Below are 14,056 nucleotides of genomic sequence, written 5' to 3' on the forward strand. Positions count from 1 at the left end.
CGCAACTTATTTGGGCACGAAGGTTAAGGTTTACGCAAAGTTAACGAATGCGGCGCGCGCGCCACAGCTCACGGGTAACATTTGGTCGGCAAATTCTCGCCCTGCCGCCGCATAGATTGATCTCTTAGACTTGGATGCTTCAGGTAATCCGCAGCTACGCTGCGCTTCAGGCGGATCAGTGCTTGCCCTTAAGTAGAACAAAGCGCACCCACATCGGCGGTATATGGTCACTGGTCGCATTCCTCGTCGCGACGGTCATCATTACCTACGCCGCCGGCCGTCTGGATCGTCTGCTCTCCGAAGCTTTCGTATACGAAGCCCGCGCCCAGACATACTTGGACCTGCTTGAGGTGCGCGAACAGTTTGAAGAAATCATTCACGAACGGTCCCTCGCGCTGCGCGAACTTGCGACGTTCATCGGCGAGAACCCCTTTGCCAAACAGGAAGAGTTTACACAGCGGGTTCAAAATATACGTGAAGTCGACGACACGGTCATCAATATCGCTGCCGCGCCTGACCTCGTCGTGACCCTGATCCACCCGCTCGCGCCGAACATGGGCGCGCTTGGGTTAGATTACCGCACAAACGAAGACCAGTTTCCCGGCATTGAACGGATGCTGAACCTGGGCAAAGAACTGATGACCGGCCCCGTCGATCTGGTGCAAGGCGGTAAGGGACTGATCCTGCGCGCCCCGGTCTATTGGCCCGATCCCGACTTTGCCACCGAAGGCGATGTTGACGGCAGCAAACGCCAGCTGTGGGGGATCGTATCGCTTGTGCTGGACTATGATCAATTCCTGATCAATTCCGGCATACGTGAGGCCGAAGAACGCTATGACATCCTCATTCATGCGGCCTCTCCGCAGGTGGGGGTAGGGCCGCAGATGTTCACCTACGGCGATCAGGGCCTGCTGGAGGCGGATACTGTTACGTTGGAATTCGATTTCTCCTTCGAGGAATGGATGTTGGAAGCGCGCACCAAGGGCGGATGGCCCAAACACGCGCCCGATCAATGGTCAAAACGCGCGCTGATCGCGTCGGCCGGTCTGATGCTCTTGGGCACGCTGCTCTATGTGCTGCAGGTGTCAGAGCGGCGCAAACGTGCCGAAGTTCTGCTAAGCAGCGGGATCGAAGCGCTGAACGACGGGTTTGTCATGTTCGACGCGCAGGATCGTTTGCTTCTGAGCAACTCGAAATACAAAGAGATGTACGAGCTTCCCCCCGAGGTTCTCAAACCCGGAACACCTTTTGCCGAGCTGCTGAGAATTGGTGTCAAAAGCAAGCAGTTTCCCATGGGGCGCTATAACGAGGAAGAGTGGATCGAGCGTCGCTTGGCCATCCATCGCGAAAACAGGACCTCCGAGACAGAACAACATCTGTCGGGCGGGCGCGTGATCAAAGCCTCTGACCGGCCTTTGGCAGACGGCAGCTATGTCGGCCTGCGCGTGGATGTGACCGAGCTGAGCCACGCCAAGGATGCCGCCGAAGCTGCCAGCAAGGCCAAGACGGATTTCATGGGCGTCCTCAGCCACGAGCTGCGCACGCCGCTGACGGTGATCATGGGCGTGGCGCAGCTTTCCCGCAATGCGCGTATGCTGTCGTCATCCAAGGCGCTGCTCAAGGGCTATGAGGACGGAGAGATCAGCCACGCAGAGGCAAAGCGTCTGCTGGATGAGATGTACGACCAGCTGTCCGGCCTGATGAACCGGTTGGTGCAATCCGGCGAGCATCTGTTGCATCTCATCAACGAGATCCTCGACGTGGCCAAGATCGAATCCGGCAGCCTGGTGATCGAACCCAGTCCTTGTGCGGTGCAGGATATTGTCGACCCGGTAATCGAACAGCTTCGCACACTTTCAAGCAAGAAGGGGCTGGCCTTTGATGTGGTACAAGAGGCGGATATGGTCTTTGCCGATAAGGTGCGCGCGCGGCAGATCCTGTTCAACCTCATCGGCAACGCGATCAAATTCACCGACACCGGTTTCGTCCGTCTGGTGGTGAAACCCGTGGGCGATGTCGTCAGCTTCGAAGTGCATGACAGCGGTGCCGGCATCCCCGAAGCCGAACTCCAAAGCATTTTCGAGGTCTTCTATCAGGTCGATTCCACCGCCACGCGTCGGGCAGGCGGCACGGGCATGGGGCTCGCGATTTCGCGCAGTCTGGCGGAAATGCAGGGCGGCAGCCTCAGCGTGTCCAGCGTCGTCGGGCAGGGCAGCTGCTTTATCCTGACACTCCCCACCCGCGCCGCGCAAAGCCTCGAGGTAAACGCTGCCGCCTGAGGCCACGCGAAACAGCGCGATTGTCCCGCGGATCGTAGCGTGCAACCCCGGAGTAACCCTGTATTTTCAAATGGAATGCGGCGGTTTCAGTTTGAATACTGAAAGTTTGGTAGGCCCGGCAGGACTTGAACCCGCAACCAAAGCGTTATGAGCGCTCTGCTCTAACCAATTGAGCTACAGGCCCGCCTGCGCGGTTTGGTAAGCGGGCGGGCCCGTCGCGTCAAGGGATAGAAACGCGCAGATGTGGCTTAGGTGCATTGCACGCCTGCGCAACCTGCTATAACCCACTTTCGCAAAGGGAACAGGCAGCGGGATGCGTCATGACCAACTCCAAGAACTCGATCACCTATGCAGACGCTGGTGTGGATATTGATGCAGGCAACGCGCTGGTAGAACGTATCAAACCGGCGGCCAAACGGACAAAGCGTCCGGGCGTGATGTCGGGGCTTGGCGGTTTCGGCGCGCTGTTCGACCTCAAGGGGGCGGGCTATACCGACCCGATCCTCGTCGCTGCGACGGACGGTGTGGGCACCAAGCTGCGGATCGCGATTGATACCGGCAACGTCGATGGCGTGGGGGTCGATTTGGTCGCCATGTGCGTCAACGATCTGGTCTGCCAAGGGGCGGAGCCGCTGTTTTTCCTCGATTATTTCGCCACCGGCAAGCTTGAGACCGAACAGGCCGCGCGGATCATCGAAGGCATTGCCAAAGGCTGCGAAGGCTCTGGCTGCGCGTTGATCGGGGGCGAGACGGCAGAGATGCCCGGCATGTATTCCGAAGGTGATTTTGACCTTGCGGGCTTCTCTGTGGGCGCGATGGAACGCGGTGCGGACCTGCCCCGCGATGTGGCGGCGGGGGATGTGCTGCTGGGGCTTGCCTCGGACGGGGTGCATTCGAACGGCTATTCTCTGGTGCGTAAACTGGTCGAAATCTCTGGCCTTGGCTGGGATGCGGACTGCCCCTGGGCCGACGGAACATTGGGCGAGGTGCTGCTGACGCCGACGCGGCTTTATGTGAAACCCGCGTTGCAGGCCGTGCGGGCAGGGGGCGTGCATGCGCTGGCCCATATCACCGGCGGCGGTCTGACGGAAAACCTGCCCCGTGTGCTGCCCGATGATCTGGGCGCGCAGATTGATCTGGACAGCTGGGAGCTGCCCGGCGTGTTCAAATGGATGGCCGATGTGGGCGCGATCTCGGAAGCCGAGATGCTCAAGACCTTTAACTGCGGCGTAGGTATGATCATTGTGGTCAAGGCGGATGAGGCCGAGGCGCTGACCAAACTGCTCCGGCAGGCGGGCGAAACGGTCTATCCGATGGGCAATGTCACCGAGACCACGGGCGTTGCCTATACCGGCAGCCTGCTGTGACCAAACGGGTTGCGATTTTCCTTTCGGGTGGCGGGTCGAACATGCGGGCGCTGGTCGAAGACATGACCGGCGACCATCCCGCGCGGCCCTGTGTGGTGGTGTCGAATGTGGCGGACGCGGGCGGGATTGCCTGGGCCAAAGAACGCGGCATCCCGACCGAAGTCGTGGATCACAAGCCCTTTGCAGGGGATCGCGCTGCCTTTGAAAACGAACTGACCGCGCGGCTGATGCCCCATGCGCCCGACATCATCTGTCTGGCCGGCTTCATGCGCAAACTGACCGGTGGCTTTACCGATGCTTGGGCGGGGCGGATGATCAATATCCACCCGTCTTTGCTGCCGCGCTATAAGGGGCTGCACACCCATGCCCGCGCGCTTGAGGCGGGCGATACCCAGCATGGCTGCACCGTGCACGAGGTTACAGCGGCGCTGGATGACGGGCCGATTTTGGGGCAGGCGACCATTCCCGTCATGGCCGGCGACACGCCAGAGGATCTGGCAGCGCGGGTTCTGGTGCAGGAACATCGTCTTTACCCTGCGGTGCTGCGGCGGTTTGCCGGCGGCAACCGTGATCTTTTAATGCTGGAAAGCTGACCGCGCGGCCTATTGCGCTGAAACCATGCGCTTTTCCATTGCCTGAATGGCTTCCTCTGTCCAAAGTAGCGCTATGAAAACAATCACCACCACCGCCGAGCTTGAAGCCTACTGCACAGAGGCCGCCAAGCATGATTACGTAACCGTCGATACCGAGTTTCTGCGCGAACGGACCTATTATTCCAAGCTCTGTCTGATCCAGTTGGCGATGCCCGGAACCGACGATAGCAATGCCGTTCTGGTGGACCCGCTGAGCGAGGGGCTGTCGCTTGAACCGCTGTACACGCTGTTCCGTGATACGTCGGTGGTCAAAGTCTTCCACGCCGCGCGGCAGGATCTAGAGATTTTCTATGTCGATGCGGGCGTCTTTCCCGAACCCTTGTTCGACACACAGGTCGCGGCGATGGTGTGTGGCTTTGGCGAACAAGTGGGATATGAAACTCTGGTGCGCAAGATCGCCCATCAACCTCTTGATAAGACGTCCCGTTTTACCGACTGGTCGCGCCGCCCACTGAGTGATGCGCAGGCGAAATACGCGCTGGCCGATGTCACGCACCTGCGCCAGATTTACGAATTCCTTGCGCGTAAGCTTGAACAGACGGGCCGCGCCCGCTGGGTTCAGGAGGAGCTTGAGATCCTGACCAGCCCTGACACCTATGTCACCCCGCCGCGCGAGGCATGGCGTCGGGTCAAGACGCGCACGAATTCGCCAAAGTTTCTGGCGCTTGTGCGCGAACTGGCCGCCTTCCGCGAGGAATACGCCCAGACCCGCAACATCCCGCGCAGCCGCGTCTATAAGGATGACGCGATGGTAGAACTGGCCAGCAACAAACCGAAAAACCACGAGGAACTGGGCCGCGCCCGTCTGCTTCTGCGCGAGGCCCGCAAGGGCGAGATCGCGGATGGTATCCTCAAGGCGGTGGCCGCTGGCGTGAATTGCCCGCCCGGAGAAATGCCGCAGCCTGATCGCAGCCGCGACAAGCTTCAGGTCAATCCGGCGCTGTCCGATCTGCTGCGTGTCTTGCTAAAGGCCAAGTCCGAAAGCGCAGGCGTTGCGGCCAAGCTGATCGCCCCCGCAGCGGATCTTGACGGGATCGCCGCAGGGCTGCGTGATGTGGCCGCCCTGAAAGGGTGGCGACGCGAGGTATTCGGGGAAGATGCGCTGCGACTGTGCAACGGCGAGATCGCCTTGACCGCGGTCGGGTCTGATCTGAAAGTGGTTGAGCTTTAACGCTCAACCCTTTGGTTTTTATTGATTTTTGTTGGGGTTAGCGGCGCGATGTCATCGCGTTGCGAAGCCCTTCGACGCGGATGGTCGTCACCCCAGCCAGCGTCTGGTTGGTCAGCTTGCGGCCGGCCGTAACCTCGCGGGTGGGGGGCGTGCCGATGGCGGTCGCCTCGCTTGGTTCTACCCCTTCAAGACGGTAGGTCAGAACGCCGTCCACTGGCAGCTCGTCTTCGTTCGCGGGGGTCAGCTGCACCTCGTAAATGCCCTGACGATCCGCGCGACCGGTGGCGCGCACGACGGCACCGCCCGGTACTTCTTCGATCGTCAGATCAATGATCTGGTCGAAGGGGCGACCGGCATATACCACCTCTTTATTCCGCGAGGAGGAGAACAATCCGGTCCGCTGCGGGATCAAAGGGTTGGTCGAGGCTTCCTGACGGGTGATCGGTTCAGACCGCGCGGTTCCGAACCAGTTGAACGGGTTCACACGGCTGTCGCGCACGGTCGCGCAGCCTGTCAAAACAAGGGTCGATACCAGGATGGCTGAAAAGGTCTTGCGCATGGGGTCCGCCGTAGAAATTTCGGTAATATTTGACTAACCCATCCCAGACCCGTTGGGAAGGGGGTGGACCTTTGGCATCGTGCAACCTACCTGTTTGGCAAGCGAAAAGAGGGACGCACCGTGGCGACAGAGGCATTTGAAGAACTGGTCGAGGATTTCGAGTTTCTGGACGATTGGGAAGACCGCTATCGCCATGTGATCGATCTGGGCAAGGCGATGGAGCCGCTGACCGAAGAGCTGCGCGTGCCCGCAACCAAAGTAGATGGGTGCGCCAGTCAGGTCTGGTTGCATACGCAGTTCGAAGATGGCGTGCTCCATTTCGACGGGGCCAGCGATGCGATGATCGTTTCAGGCCTGATTGCGGTGCTTCAAAAACTGTATAACGGCGTGCCCGCGGCCGATGTCAGCGCCATCGATGCCCGCGCAGAGATGGGGCGCCTTGGGTTGAACGAACATCTGTCGGCGCAGCGGTCGAACGGGCTGACCGCGATGATCGAACGGATTCGCGGCGAGGCGGCACAGCAGGGTTGAACGCGTGCCTGCGGGCTGTGGCGACGGCTGTGCCAGTTGAGTTTATTTGGCAAAATGAAGATCAGAGCGCCTTGAGCGTGCGCGCCAGATCACCGTAGCCGGTAAAGCGCCGTTCAAAGGCAAGGCCGAGCCTATCGGCGCATGTTTTCGCCTTGGCGGTGAGCGCGGGATCATCTGTTTGCGCCTGATACACAAGCTTTTCGTAGTTCCCGAAGTACATATCGCGCAGGTCGGGGTGCCGGTCGAGCCCCATGGGTTTGATAATGAAAGCGTCGAACTGGCGGACCAGAAAATCGGTGAGATAGAAGGTGGTAATCTCGTCCTCCGAGATCTGGGAAAAGCGGTCGTTGCCTTCGAAAAAGCTATAGCAATGCGGTCCTGCGACCATCTGCACGCCAAGTTTCTTACACTCCGCCGCTAGCAATCCGCCGGTGCCGCAGTCGGCGTAGACAACGAATATATCGTCGTATCTGTCGCGGTGTTTTTCCACGGCTGCGCGGACTTCGTCGGTGATTTTTTCTGGGTAGAGATGCAGCTTGGCGGGCAGGCAGGTCAGGTCCAGATGCGACCAGCCGTTCGCCTCTTTCAGGTCGAGAATTTCCCGCGCCAGCGCCCCGCAGGCGATCAGCAGAATGCGGCCCGTCTGCGGGGCGAGCGGCAGGCCTTTTTCTGTCAGATCACGGTCCGAGGGCGGCTTCATCTCACGCTCCGTCATGCAAAAGGCCCCTCCGGTAGGGAAGGGCCTTTATGTTCTAGATCAACTGCTTACGCCTTGGCGGCGTTGTGTTTCCGCCCGACCCATTCCTTGGCGGTTTCCACCGCGACGGCGGCATCGCGGCAGTAGGCGTCGGCACCTATGGCCTTGCCGAATTCTTCGTTCAACGGGGCCCCGCCGACCAGCACGATATAGTCATCGCGGATGCCCTGTTCGACCATCGTGTCGATCACGACTTTCATATAGGGCATGGTCGTGGTCAAGAGCGCGGACATGCCAAGGATGTCCGGCCCTTCGGTTTCCATCGCTTCAAGATAGGCTTCAACCGAATTGTTGATGCCAAGATCGACAACCTCGAAGCCCGCGCCTTCCATCATCATCGACACAAGGTTCTTGCCGATGTCGTGGATGTCCCCCTTGACCGTGCCGATCACCATCTTGCCCACGCGCGGCGCGCCGGTTTCGGCCAGCAGCGGCTTTAGGATCGCCATGCCGCCTTTCATTGCGTTCGCAGCCAGAAGCACTTCGGGGACAAAGAGGATACCGTCGCGGAAGTCGGCCCCGACGATGGTCATGCCGCCGACAAGCGCCTTGGTCAGAATATCATAGGGTGCCCAATCGCGTTCGATCAGGATATTGACCCCTTCCTCGATCTCTTCGCGCAGACCGTCATAGAGATCATCAAACATCTGCTGAACAAGTTCTTCGTCGTCCAGATCGGCAAGGATAATTTCGTCTTCATCCGACATAGTCGTTCCTCATCGGTTAACTCACCCGCGCGGGCTTGTGCCTTTTTGTCACATACACGTCGAAAGCTTCGTGCATTTTGCGACAAACCCGGCACCGCGTGCGACGCTTTGGTTGTTGGGAAATTACGCTCAATCGTGCTGTAAAACAATGGCTTGGGCCAATATACTTGACCATGTTCCTAATTTGTTCCAAAAGATTTGAATGGATCAGGCACAGCGCAAATACAGACTGCCCGGACGGGGCACATCCAGCAACCGCCCGGGCCGGTTCGAGCCGCTGACCGTCAGCGCTGTGGCCGATGGATGGGCGGGCGATGATGACCCTTTGCCGGTCTTGCGCACCCAGGTAAGCGTTGAAATTCCACGCTCCGTGATCAGCTATAACCAGTCGCCAGACCTGCCGTTCGACCGGTCGATCAACCCGTATCGCGGGTGTGAACACGGCTGTGTCTATTGTTTCGCGCGGCCAAGCCATGCCTATCTGGGGTTGTCGCCTGGCCTGGATTTCGAGACGCGGCTGATCGCGCGGCCCGAGGCGCCCGAGGTGTTGAAACGAGAGTTGGCGGCGAAGAAATACCAGGTCGCCCCCATTGCGATTGGCACGAACACCGATCCCTATCAGCCGATCGAGAAAGAGCATCGGATCATGCGCGCGCTGCTAGAGGTGCTGTCAGACGCGAACCATCCTGTTGCCATTGTGACCAAGGGCAGTCTGATCGAGCGGGATATTGATATTCTGTCGGATATGGCGGCGCGCGGGCTGTGCCGCGTGGGCGTGTCGGTGACGACGCTGGATGCGACGCTTTCGCGGTTGATGGAGCCGCGGGTGCCTGCACCGAAACGCCGGTTGCAGGTGATCGAACGTTTGGCAGAGGCAGGCATTCCGGTGCGGGTGATGGCGTCCCCGATGGTGCCGGCGCTGACCGATCCCGAGCTTGAGGCGATTTTGGAAGCGGGGCGCAATGCAGGAGCCGTCGCGGCCAGCTGGATCATGCTGCGCTTGCCGCGCGAGGTATCGCCCTTGATGCAGGAATGGTTGGCGGCGCATTACCCTGACCGCGCGGGTCGCATCATGGCGCGGCTGCGCGAGATGCACGGAGGGAAGAAATATGACGCAAATTGGCACCGACGGATGCGCGGCGAAGGCCCCTATGCCGAGATGATTGCGCAGCGGTTTACCTTGGCGGTCAAACGGTTGGGGCTGGATACGCTATTGCCGCCGATGCGCTGCGATCTGTTCCGCCCGCCCAAACGGGCGAGCGCGCAGTTGGATTTGTTCGGGGATTAACCCCGGCGGCGGCCACGGCGTGGTGCGCGGGTGGGGCCTTCGCCATCGGTGCCATCGCTGGCCGAAGAGAACGGTCCAAGTGCCTCCACGATCTGTTCCAGCGTGGGGGCGTCACCCTTGGGCCGGCTGTCGAGAGCGGCGCGCATATGCACCAGATGTTCCGGCATGGTGCCACAGCAACCGCCGATGATCGACGCGCCGCAGTTGCGGGCCATTTCGGCGTAATCGGCCATCAGTTCGGGCGTGCCGTCATAGTGGATGTGGCCTTCGACGTATTTCGGGATGCCCGCGTTGCCTTTGGACACAATCGGCGTCGGCATGCCTTTGGAGGCGAACCCCAGCACCGTGCGCAACACATCCGACGCGCCGGTGCCGCAGTTGGCCCCATAGGCCAGCGGGCCATAATCGAGGTCATGCACCATGTCGACCATCGCCTCGGATGTCATGCCCATCATGGTGCGGCCTGCGGTGTCAAAGCTCATCGTGCCAACCCAGTCGAGCCCTGCCAGCTTGAAGCCTTCGGCGGCGGCGCGGTATTCCTCGGGGGCGCTGATCGTCTCCAGCCAGCCCACATCGGCACCGCCGGCTTTCAGCCCGTCCGCGGTTTCATGGAACATCTCCACCGCCAGCGCGTGGGTGAGGGGGCCGACCGGCTCCATGATCTCGCCCGTGGGGCCGACGGAGCCCGCAACGATGACCTTGCGACCGACCTTATCCGCGACCTCGCGCGCGAGCTCGGCGGACACGCGGCTAAGCTCATGGGCGCGTTTTTCGGCATTATGCAGTTTCAGGCGCGAGGCATTCGCGCCGAAGGAGTTGGTCAGGAAGATATCGCTGCCCGATTGCACCGCACCCTGATACAGCTTGATGATGTTTTGCGGCTGTTCGGTGTTCCACATCTCTGGCGCATCACCGGACATCAGGCCCATGTTGAACAGGTTCGTGCCAGTGGCACCATCGGCCAGCAGCGTGCCTTTTTCAGCCAGAAGATCGGTGAGGGGGTTGGACATCAAAACGCTCCGCTAAATGGGTGATTTTGCCGTTTCCCACAACGCCCCTGTTGACGCAACTTCATTATTCTCATGATCGTCATGAGCCGCTGCCATGGTTTCTGCGTGCATGACCGCCATGAGGGCAGGGCGCGCGCTTGCGTGGCAGGGGCGCTTGGACTATGTGACAGGCTAGAAATGGCTGATGGGTATTCCAACCGGCCTGTTGTCTGGAAGGGATGTGCATGGCCCGTCGCACGAAAATCTATGAAGGTACGGCGAAGATCCTGTATGAAGGACCGGAACCGGGGACCATTGTCCAGCACTTCAAAGACGACACAACCGCCTTTAACGCCGAGAAAAAAGCGGTGATCGAAGGCAAGGGCGTGCTGAACAACCGCCTGTCCGAATTCTTCATGACCGGCCTGAACAACATCGGCGTGCCCACGCATTTCATCAAACGTCTGAACATGCGCGAACAGCTGATCCGTCAGGCAGAGATTATCCCGCTCGAGATCGTTGTGCGCAACTATGCGGCGGGGGATCTGTCCACGCGGCTTGGCATTGACGAAGGCATGCAACTGCCGCGCCCGATTGTGGAATATCACTTCAAGAACAACGACCTTGGCGATCCGCTGGTCACCGAGGAACATATCGCCGCCTTTGGCTGGGCCGGTCAGCAGGACATGGAAGACATCCTGAGCCTGTCGCTTCGGGTCAATGATTTCATGTCCGGCGTGATGATGGCCGTGGGTATCCGGCTGGTGGACTTCAAGCTTGAGGTGGGCCGGATCTACGAGGGCGATTTCCAGCGTCTGATCGTCGCCGACGAGATTAGCCCCGACAGCTGCCGTCTGTGGGATATCGAAACCGGACAGAAGCTGGATAAGGATGTGTTCCGCCGCGATCTGGGGTCGTTGACAGATGCCTATACCGAAGTCGCCCGACGTTTGGGGGTCATGCCCAAGACGTCGACACCGATGATGAAACCGACGTTGATCAACTAGGCTGGCGTCGCAGATGAGTTTATTTTGCAAAATGAAGATAGGGGACGCGTCATGAAAGCACGGGTGCATGTGATGTTGAAAAACGGTGTTCTGGATCCGCAGGGCGAGGCCGTGCGCCACGCGCTTGGGGCCATGGGCTTTGAAGGCGTCAATGGCGTGCGTCAGGGCAAGGTGATCGAGCTGGACCTGAACGAGGGCGTAACCAAGGCCGACGTCGAGGCGATGTGTGAAAAGCTGCTCGCGAACACGGTGATCGAATCCTACACAGTGGAGATGAGCTGATGCACGCAGCGGTCATCGTTTTTCCCGGCTCTAACTGTGACCGCGATCTGGCGGTGGCATTCAAGGCGGTCGGTGCCAAAGTGTCGATGGTCTGGCACAAGGACACGAGCCTGCCCGAGGGCGTCGATATTGTGGGTGTGCCCGGCGGCTTTTCCTATGGCGACTATCTACGTTGCGGTGCCATTGCGGCGAATTCTCCGATCTGTCGCGAAGTGGCGGCCCATGCGGAACGTGGCGGTTATGTCATGGGGATCTGCAACGGCTTTCAGGTGCTGACCGAAACCGGTCTGCTGCCCGGTGCCCTGCTGCGCAATGCTGGGCTGAAATACATCTGTCGCACCGTGCCGCTGCGCGTGGCCACGGCGGACAGCGATTACACATCGGGCTACGAGGCAGGTGCGATGATCGACATCCCGATCGCCCACCACGATGGCAATTATTTTGCCGATGGCGATACAATTGCCAAACTGCATGGCGAGGATCGTGTTGCCTTTACCTATGGCGATAACCCCAACGGGTCGCAGTCGGACATCGCGGGCATCCTTTCGTCGAACCGTCGTGTGCTGGGGATGATGCCACACCCCGAACGCGCAGCGGATGCGGGGCATGGGGGCACGGACGGGGCGGCGCTCTTCCGCGCATTGGCGGGGTCTCTGGTCACAGCGTGACTTGAGTGCACCGGTTAGGACGCGTAGATTGCCGCCATGTTTCGGTCTGCGTCCTCTAGTGAAGCCCCTTTATCTGTCAGCTGGCGCGTCCGGCTGGCGGTTGCTTTGCTTTTGGTCATTGCGGTGGCCACGATTTCGGTCACCAACAAGCTGCTGACGGATCGCTTTACCGAAAGCACACGTAACCGGGCCGAGCTTCGGATCGCGCTCTACAGCGGCAACCTGCTGGCCGAGCTGCGCCAGAACGCGATTGTGCCACAGCTTTTGTCGCGCGATCCTGCCTTGATCGAGGCGCTGACCCGATCTGATTACTCCCTGTCGACCCAGCGATTGATCTCTTTTGTAGAGGAGATCGGCGCGGCGTCCTTGATGCTTTATGATATCGATGGGCGCACGGTGGCAGCGACCGACCGCAACCGGTTGGGGGCATCGCACCGGCAAGAGGCTTATTTTGTTGACGCACTGCGATCGAATTCGACCGTGTTCAGCGTTATTCCCCGTGATACCGGCGGCTATCGGTTCTTCTATTCGCGTCGTATTCAGGAAGGCGGCACCAACCTTGGGGTGATCGCGGCCGAGGTGGATCTGCAACGGTTTGAACGGGCCTGGGCCGGTATCTCGGATGCGGTGATTGTCACCGACAGCACGGGTGACATCATCATGGCGACCGAACCGCGCTGGCGTGGTCTGACGGAAAGCGAGGCTCTGTCGAACCAGACCCCGCAAAGCGCCATCGAGCGCGCGATCAAGGCCACCGCCGATTGGACCGCATTGCCTGCGGATGCTTATCTGCAGGGCGAGGCGGTGATGCGTCTGTCGTCACGGATACCGTTTCGGGGCTGGCGGATCACGAGCTATACCACCTATGCCTCGGTCCGCGAGAAGGTGAACGGGGTGCTGGCGCTTGAGGTGATGGGCTTTGCGATCCTGCTGGCGCTGACGTTTTATGCTCTCAGCCGTCGGACGGCGGGGCGCGCGGCGCTGTTTCAGCGTGAATCCGCCGAGCTGCGCGCGCTCAACGCCGCCCTTCAGCGCGAGGTGGCGGAACGCAAACGGGTGCAGCAGACTTTGGCCGTGGCCGAGCAGACGTTGGAACAATCCAGCAAGCTCGCTGCCTTGGGCGAAATGTCCGCCGCCGTCAGCCACGAGCTGAACCAGCCGTTGGCCGCGATGAAAACCTATCTGGCGGGCGCGCGTCTGTTGATGCAGCGCAACCGGCTGGAGGAAGCACTGGCGTCATTCGGGCGCATCGACGATCTGATCGAACGCATGGGGGCCATCACGCGGCAGCTGAAAAGCTATGCACGCAAGGGCCAGCAGCAGTTTTCGCCCTTTGATATGGGGGAGGCGCTTGCCTCTGCCTTGTCAATGATGGAGCCGCAGCTACGTCAGCGTCAGGTACAGATCAACCGTATCCTGCCCGCAGAGCCTGTTCAGGTGGTGGGGGACCGCATGCGGATCGAACAAGTATTGGTCAATCTCTTGCGCAACGCATTGGATGCCACCAAATCGGAACGAAAACCGACGGTAGAGATTATACTATCAGCGGGTGAGACGGCGACGCTTACCGTGCGCGATAATGGCCCCGGGATCGAAGATCTCGATAGCCTGTTCGAGCCGTTTTACACGACCAAGCAGCCCGGCGATGGTGTCGGGCTGGGGCTTGCGATCTCGTCGGGTATTGTATCCGATCTGGGGGGCAGGCTGACAGCCCGCAACGGCCAACATGGCGGTGCGGTTTTTGAAATGCAGCTGCCCATTATGGACAGCACAGAGAAGACACAGGCGGCAGAGTAAA

At 60.1% G+C, this 14,056-nt stretch carries 14 protein-coding genes and 1 tRNA gene; 10 read left to right on the forward strand and 5 right to left on the reverse strand.

Annotated elements, in window-relative coordinates; translation table 11 throughout:
* Positions 1-134: 134 nt before the first annotated feature.
* The gene (locus ACNQ62_RS03785; protein ID WP_418094246.1) at positions 135-2,279 is read left to right on the forward strand and encodes an ATP-binding protein; all 2,145 of its coding nucleotides are present in this window, start codon (positions 135-137) and stop codon (positions 2,277-2,279) included.
* Between the two features lie 107 nt (positions 2,280-2,386).
* On the opposite strand, the gene ACNQ62_RS03790 is transcribed toward ACNQ62_RS03785, so the two are convergent.
* Positions 2,387-2,463, reverse strand: a tRNA-Ile gene (locus ACNQ62_RS03790).
* A 136-nt stretch (positions 2,464-2,599) separates the two neighbouring features.
* Here ACNQ62_RS03790 and purM point away from each other — a divergent pair.
* The 3 genes from purM to rnd all read left to right on the forward strand — a co-directional run bounded on the left by purM (position 2,600) and on the right by rnd (position 5,470).
* Positions 2,600-3,646: a phosphoribosylformylglycinamidine cyclo-ligase gene (gene purM / locus ACNQ62_RS03795; protein ID WP_418094247.1), complete on the forward strand. Its 1,047-nt coding sequence runs from the start codon at positions 2,600-2,602 to the stop codon at positions 3,644-3,646.
* Complete coding sequence (purN, locus tag ACNQ62_RS03800; RefSeq protein ID WP_418094248.1) at positions 3,643-4,239, forward strand: phosphoribosylglycinamide formyltransferase; 597 nt, start codon at positions 3,643-3,645, stop codon at positions 4,237-4,239. The genes purM and purN overlap by 4 nt, the downstream gene beginning before the upstream one ends.
* Positions 4,240-4,312: 73 nt before the next feature.
* The gene (gene rnd, locus ACNQ62_RS03805; RefSeq protein WP_418094249.1) at positions 4,313-5,470 is read left to right on the forward strand and encodes a ribonuclease D; all 1,158 of its coding nucleotides are present in this window, start codon (positions 4,313-4,315) and stop codon (positions 5,468-5,470) included.
* Positions 5,471-5,507: 37 nt separating this feature from the next.
* On the opposite strand, the gene ACNQ62_RS03810 is transcribed toward rnd, so the two are convergent.
* On the reverse strand, positions 5,508-6,029 hold the full coding sequence (locus ACNQ62_RS03810; RefSeq protein WP_168592033.1) for a hypothetical protein: 522 nt from the start codon (positions 6,027-6,029) through the stop codon (positions 5,508-5,510).
* A gap of 120 nt (positions 6,030-6,149) precedes the next feature.
* Between ACNQ62_RS03810 and ACNQ62_RS03815 the strand changes: the two genes are divergently transcribed.
* Positions 6,150-6,560 (forward strand): SufE family protein, encoded by a 411-nt coding sequence (locus ACNQ62_RS03815; RefSeq protein ID WP_037954435.1) that lies wholly within the window; start codon positions 6,150-6,152, stop codon positions 6,558-6,560.
* Between the two features lie 61 nt (positions 6,561-6,621).
* Here the strand turns inward: ACNQ62_RS03815 and ACNQ62_RS03820 are convergent, their stop codons facing one another.
* Complete coding sequence (locus ACNQ62_RS03820) at positions 6,622-7,275, reverse strand: DUF1638 domain-containing protein (protein ID WP_418094250.1); 654 nt, start codon at positions 7,273-7,275, stop codon at positions 6,622-6,624.
* A gap of 50 nt (positions 7,276-7,325) precedes the next feature.
* A complete protein-coding gene (locus ACNQ62_RS03825) occupies positions 7,326-8,024 on the reverse strand; it encodes a corrinoid protein (RefSeq protein ID WP_005853706.1) in 699 nt (232 codons plus the stop codon).
* Between the two features lie 202 nt (positions 8,025-8,226).
* Between ACNQ62_RS03825 and ACNQ62_RS03830 the strand changes: the two genes are divergently transcribed.
* A complete protein-coding gene (locus tag ACNQ62_RS03830) occupies positions 8,227-9,312 on the forward strand; it encodes a PA0069 family radical SAM protein (RefSeq protein ID WP_418094251.1) in 1,086 nt (361 codons plus the stop codon).
* On the opposite strand, the gene bmt is transcribed toward ACNQ62_RS03830, so the two are convergent.
* Positions 9,309-10,322: a betaine--homocysteine S-methyltransferase gene (gene bmt, locus ACNQ62_RS03835; protein ID WP_418094252.1), complete on the reverse strand. Its 1,014-nt coding sequence runs from the start codon at positions 10,320-10,322 to the stop codon at positions 9,309-9,311. The genes ACNQ62_RS03830 and bmt overlap by 4 nt on opposite strands.
* 224 nt (positions 10,323-10,546) lie before the next feature.
* On the opposite strand from bmt, the gene purC reads away from it, so the two are divergent.
* Genes purC through ACNQ62_RS03855 form a run of 4 tightly spaced genes read left to right on the forward strand, consistent with a single transcriptional unit; the run spans position 10,547 to position 14,055 of the window.
* Positions 10,547-11,308, forward strand: a complete 762-nt coding sequence (purC, locus tag ACNQ62_RS03840; RefSeq protein ID WP_005853701.1) for a phosphoribosylaminoimidazolesuccinocarboxamide synthase — start codon at positions 10,547-10,549, stop codon at positions 11,306-11,308.
* Between the two features lie 51 nt (positions 11,309-11,359).
* Entirely contained in the window at positions 11,360-11,590 is a 231-nt protein-coding gene (purS, locus tag ACNQ62_RS03845) for a phosphoribosylformylglycinamidine synthase subunit PurS (RefSeq protein ID WP_064216464.1), read from the forward strand.
* Positions 11,590-12,258 carry a phosphoribosylformylglycinamidine synthase subunit PurQ gene (purQ, locus tag ACNQ62_RS03850; protein ID WP_005853697.1) on the forward strand — a complete coding sequence of 223 codons (669 nt, stop codon included), beginning with the start codon at positions 11,590-11,592 and terminating at the stop codon, positions 12,256-12,258. Before purS ends, purQ begins: the two co-directional genes overlap by 1 nt.
* A gap of 36 nt (positions 12,259-12,294) precedes the next feature.
* On the forward strand, positions 12,295-14,055 hold the full coding sequence (locus ACNQ62_RS03855; RefSeq protein ID WP_418094253.1) for a sensor histidine kinase: 1,761 nt from the start codon (positions 12,295-12,297) through the stop codon (positions 14,053-14,055).
* Position 14,056: the final 1 nt, after the last annotated feature.

The sequence above is a fragment of the Sulfitobacter sp. SBS6 genome, assembly GCF_048285585.1.
GTDB lineage: Bacteria > Pseudomonadota > Alphaproteobacteria > Rhodobacterales > Rhodobacteraceae > Sulfitobacter > Sulfitobacter pontiacus.

Excerpts from the sequence above, each read along its gene's own strand:
- bmt (WP_418094252.1), bottom strand. The coding sequence starts at position 10,322 with ATGTCCAACCCCCTCACCGATCTTCTGGCTGAAAAAGGCACGCTGCTG.
- ACNQ62_RS03785 (WP_418094246.1), top strand. The coding sequence starts at position 135 with ATGCTTCAGGTAATCCGCAGCTACGCTGCGCTTCAGGCGGATCAGTGC.
- purC (WP_005853701.1), top strand. The coding sequence starts at position 10,547 with ATGGCCCGTCGCACGAAAATCTATGAAGGTACGGCGAAGATCCTGTAT.
- ACNQ62_RS03825 (WP_005853706.1), bottom strand. The coding sequence starts at position 8,024 with ATGTCGGATGAAGACGAAATTATCCTTGCCGATCTGGACGACGAAGAA.
- purM (WP_418094247.1), top strand. The coding sequence starts at position 2,600 with ATGACCAACTCCAAGAACTCGATCACCTATGCAGACGCTGGTGTGGAT.
- ACNQ62_RS03820 (WP_418094250.1), bottom strand. The coding sequence starts at position 7,275 with ATGACGGAGCGTGAGATGAAGCCGCCCTCGGACCGTGATCTGACAGAA.
- purS (WP_064216464.1), top strand. The coding sequence starts at position 11,360 with ATGAAAGCACGGGTGCATGTGATGTTGAAAAACGGTGTTCTGGATCCG.
- ACNQ62_RS03810 (WP_168592033.1), bottom strand. The coding sequence starts at position 6,029 with ATGCGCAAGACCTTTTCAGCCATCCTGGTATCGACCCTTGTTTTGACA.
- ACNQ62_RS03830 (WP_418094251.1), top strand. The coding sequence starts at position 8,227 with ATGGATCAGGCACAGCGCAAATACAGACTGCCCGGACGGGGCACATCC.
- purQ (WP_005853697.1), top strand. The coding sequence starts at position 11,590 with ATGCACGCAGCGGTCATCGTTTTTCCCGGCTCTAACTGTGACCGCGAT.
- ACNQ62_RS03855 (WP_418094253.1), top strand. The coding sequence starts at position 12,295 with ATGTTTCGGTCTGCGTCCTCTAGTGAAGCCCCTTTATCTGTCAGCTGG.
- rnd (WP_418094249.1), top strand. The coding sequence starts at position 4,313 with ATGAAAACAATCACCACCACCGCCGAGCTTGAAGCCTACTGCACAGAG.